The sequence below is a fragment of the Streptococcus mitis genome (assembly GCF_008763935.1).
GTDB classification, from domain to species: Bacteria; Bacillota; Bacilli; order Lactobacillales; family Streptococcaceae; genus Streptococcus; species Streptococcus mitis_DB.
The window spans coordinates 1-4,389 of record NZ_VTQF01000025.1; the positions used below are offsets into that span (position 1 = coordinate 1).

A 4,389-nucleotide genomic window follows, 5' to 3' on the forward strand; every position below is an offset into this window, starting at 1 on the left:
GAAATCCCCTAAATGTCTTGGTGGGAATTTAGGGGATTTTGGGGAATTTTGCAAAGGTCTCAGCTTGTCTGTATTCCGTCAATCAAAAAGGTCGTCTGAAAACCTTATTTATGGTTTTCAGACGACCTTTGTTTACTTCAAAGACTCAAGCAATCAGCCAGCCATTTGTTTTGCCTGAACCGCTGTCAGAGCGATGGTAAAGACAATGTCTTCTACCAATGCGCCGCGGGAGAGGTCGTTGACCGGTTTGCGCAAACCTTGCAACAACGGACCGACGCTCAGTACGTTGGCGCTGCGTTGTACGGCTTTGTAAGTACAGTTGCCGGTGTTGAGGTTCGGGAAAATCAGGACGGTTGCCTGACCGGCGACAGTGCTTTCAGGTGCTTTAGTTTTGCCGATTTCAGGCACGGTAGCCGCATCGTATTGCAGCGGGCCATCAATTTCTAAGTCCGGGCGTTTTTCTTTCGCCAGTTTGGTCGCTTCAATCACGGCATCGACATCAGGGCCGCTGCCTGAGTTGATGGTGGAGTAAGAAATCATGGCAACTTTTGGTGGAATACCAAAGGCTTTGGCGGTATCAGCGGATTGGATGGCGATATCGGCAAGCTGTTCGGGCGTCGGGTTCGGGTTGACCGCGCAGTCGCCGAAGACGAGGACTTGATTAGGCAGCAGCATGAAGAATACGCTGGACACGAGGCTTGCGCCCGGTGCGGTTTTAATCAGCTGCAAGGCAGGGCGGATGGTGTTGGCGGTAGTATGAACGGCACCGGATACCAAGCCGTCCACGTCGTTTTGCGCCATCATCATGGTGCCGAGGACGACGGTGTCTTGCAGTTGTTTGCGGGCATCTTCAGGGATCAGACCTTTGGATTTGCGCAATTCGCACATCGGCTCGACGTATTGTTCAATCAATGTAGCCGGATCGACGATTTCCAAAGAGTCAGGCAGGTTGATGCCGCGTTCTTTGGCAACGGCTTCAACTTCTTCACGTTTGGCAAGCAGGACGCAGCGGGCAATGCCTTTTTCATGGCAGATGGCGGCTGCGGCGACAGTACGCGGTTCTGCACCTTCAGGCAAGACGATGCGCATATCGGCTTTGCGGGCAAAATCAATCAGGTTGTAACGGAATTGGGCGGGAGAAAGACGGGAGGCTTCGCGTTTTGCCAAAGCAGATACGTCTTTGAGCGCGCTGCTTGAGCCGTAGAACGTCAGTCCGGTCAGGCGAGCGACTTCTTCGCCTACGGATGCTGCCGCACCTTCAATAATGAAGCCTTCCAGAAGACCCGGTGCGTTAGTGTAAAGCTGTTTGGCAAGGTTGATTCGGTGTGCCACTTCGGCTGCATCGGCATTGTCAGATTGCAATGCCAAGACTACGCCAGCGTCCAAAGACAGTGCCAGCTCGACGTTTTTGCCGGACAGGAAGAGTTTGTCCGCATCGGGGGCAATACCTTCGATAACGAGTTTGTCGGTATTGAGTGCGACGGCTTTGCCGACCACAGCGTCAAACCAGTCGTCGCTTTTGCCTTGTGCCAACAGGATTTCGGCAGATGCGTCGAGCGGTTGGAAAACTTGCGCATCCAAAGCTTGGGCAAAGGCTTTGCTTGCTGCTGCCACGTCCAAACCGGCAGATACCGGAGCGACCAATAATTTAGCCATGATATGTGTCCTTTCTATTTGGAGGTTGTCCGTCTTGGAGGTTGTCCGTCGCCGCCGTGATGCAGACGTAACGGCAATGGCTTAATACTAACAAACAAACTACGTTTCCAACAAGGTTAAATGTTAATGGATTGAGCGAAAATGCAATGGATTTTTAAGGGACTGATACTGTCTATGCGAAATATAGAAAAGGTCGTCTGAAAAAAAACTTTGATGGAGTTTCAGACGACCTTTTTTGATCAGTTCGGGTGGTTGTCAGCCTTTGAACACGGGGACGAGTTCGAGCTGGCTCAATACCTGCGCGGCGATGTTGATGACGCCGAAGAGAAAAACCCAAACCATCAGTCCGAATCCGCCGTAAATCTTGTAGTTTTTGCCTGCGCCGAATTTTTGGCGCGAACGGTAGAGCAGCATGGCGGGGATGATGCCGGTCCAAATGGTTGCCGCCAGACCGACGTAGCCGATGGCGGTAACGAAGCCTGTTGGATACAACAGACAGAAAATCAGGGGCGGCAGGAAGGTGAGGGCGGCGGTTTTGGTGCGGCCGGACACGCTGTCGTTCCATTTGAAGATGTCGGCGATGTAGTCAAAGAGGCCGAGCGTTACGCCGAGGAATGAAGTGGCAATCGCCATGTAGGAGAAGAGGGTCAATACTTTGTCCATGCTGCCGGTTTGGGCGAATTTGGACAGTGTTTCGATGAGGACGGAGACTTGTCCTTCGGCGGCAATCACGGGGGCGAACTCGCTGCGCGGCAAGTTGCCTTGGATGGCGATTTGCCACAGGACGTAAATCACGAGCGCAATCAGTGTACCTGCCCAGATGGATTTCGCCACTTTGGGCGCATCGCCTTTAAAGTATTTGAGCAGGCTGGAGACGTTGCCGTGGAAGCCGAAGGATGCGAGGCAGACGGGCAGGGCGGTGGCGACGTAAATCCAGTAGCTGGTGCCTGCGGGGGCTTGGGTGTCGAAGAGGATGGGCAGTTTGGCATCGGCAATCAGCCCGCCGGTCGCCCAGATGAAGGTCAGCACCATGCCGCCGATGAGGACGCTGGTGAAGCGGTCGACCAATCGTGCCGACGCCCACACGCAAAAGGCGAGGATGCCGAAGAAAACGAGTTGTCCGACGGTGAGCGAAACATCGCTACCCACCGCGCTGCCCAGCCCTTTGGCGGTCAAGTCGCCGCCGACGAAGATATAGGCATAGGTGAGCAGGTATAAAACGAAGGCGACGGCAATGCCGTTGATGGCGTTCCAAATCGGTCCGAGCAGGTCTTTGACCATGGTGTCGAAGCTGGCGCCGTGCGGATAGTGGGTGTTGACTTCAAGGATCATCAGACCGCTGGAGAGCATGGAAAACCAAGTGTAAAGCAACACAATCAGCGAGCCTGTAAACCAGACGCCGGAGGTGGCGGTCGGGTTGGCAAGCATACCTGCGCCGATAACCGTACCGGCGATAATCATGGCGCCGCCGAAAAGCGACGGGGTTTTGACGGACATGAAATTCTCCTCGGAAAAACAGTCCGCCATTATGCCGTAAAGTGTAAGGATTGGTAAGGAGGTCGTCTGAAAATTACGGAGAATGGCAGACAGTAGGGAACTTTTCGGGCGGGGCGGCGGCGTGTGGATGAGGACGATTTAATTTTTTGAAAGATAGGGAGAAACTGCGGTTTCTCCTTTTTTTGTCTGATTGGGGTTAAAAAGGATTTTCAGACGACCTTTTGTTTGAAAATGCCGAATTTACATATTTATACGGCATTTTATGGCTAATTTTTCTCTAATTTTGTCTTCCTAGAATGCGCAACCCTTACAGAGGCCGCATCCGAAACAGGGTGCGGTAACAAAAAAACAGACGACACATCAAGCAGAAAGGAAGCCGCATGAGCCAATCATACGAAGTCATTTTTGAAAACAACCGCAAATGGCAGGAAACGAAGAGGCAGCAATGCCCCGATTACTTCAAAGACCTCGCCGACGGACAAAATCCCGAATACCTCTACATCGGCTGCTCCGACAGCCGCGTCGCGGCGGAAGAACTGATGGGATTTGAGCCGGGCGATGTGTTCGTGCACCGCAACGTCGCCAACCTTGTGCACGGTTTGGATATGAATGCCGCTTCCGCCATCGAATACGCCGTCTCGCATCTGAAAGTCAAACACATCATCATCTGCGGCCACTACAACTGCGGCGGCATCAAAGCGGCGATGCTGCCCGAAGATTTCGGCACGATGAATCCGTGGTTGAGTAACATCCGCGACGTGTACCGCCTGCATCAGGAAGAATTGGACGCGATTGAGGACGGACACCTGCGCTACGACCGCCTGGTCGAATTGAACGTGCAGGAACAGTGCCTCAACGTCATCAAAATGGCGTGCGTGCAGGAACGCTACCTGCTCGACGGCTACCCGATTGTGCACGGCTGGGTCTTCGACCTGCGTACCGGCCGCCTCATCGATTTGAACATCGATTTCAAAAACATTCTCGCCGACATTCAAAAAATCTACGACCTCACCGATTCCGAATGGGTGGTCAACGCGCGCAAGAAAGCGGGTTGATAGGCCGGAGGCCGTCTGAAAATATCGCTTGGAAAATTGCCGTCCTTACCCGCACAGGCGGAAATCCGTTCGGACGATAAACAATATTTGTGAAACTCGATAAACCGTCTCCCAAGGGTGGATTCCCGCCTGCGCGCACTACTGTCCGGAATAAAAATCCCCCACCCAAACAAAAAGGTTG

At 53.1% G+C, this 4,389-nt stretch carries 3 protein-coding genes; 1 reads left to right on the forward strand and 2 read right to left on the reverse strand.

All coding sequences use genetic code 11. The features are described from left to right. Positions 1 to 153 precede the first annotated feature (153 nt). Positions 154 to 1,656 carry a phosphate acetyltransferase gene (gene pta, locus F9B91_RS12025; protein WP_070866018.1) on the reverse strand — a complete coding sequence of 501 codons (1,503 nt, stop codon included), beginning with the start codon at positions 1,654 to 1,656 and terminating at the stop codon, positions 154 to 156. 255 nt (positions 1,657 to 1,911) lie between these two features. After that, positions 1,912 to 3,153, reverse strand: a complete 1,242-nt coding sequence (locus F9B91_RS12030) for an aromatic amino acid transporter (protein ID WP_070613320.1) — start codon at positions 3,151 to 3,153, stop codon at positions 1,912 to 1,914. Between the two features lie 380 nt (positions 3,154 to 3,533). On the opposite strand from F9B91_RS12030, the gene F9B91_RS12035 reads away from it, so the two are divergent. Next, complete coding sequence (locus F9B91_RS12035) at positions 3,534 to 4,208, forward strand: carbonic anhydrase (protein ID WP_009311072.1); 675 nt, start codon at positions 3,534 to 3,536, stop codon at positions 4,206 to 4,208. The last annotated feature ends 181 nt before the right edge of the window (positions 4,209 to 4,389 follow it).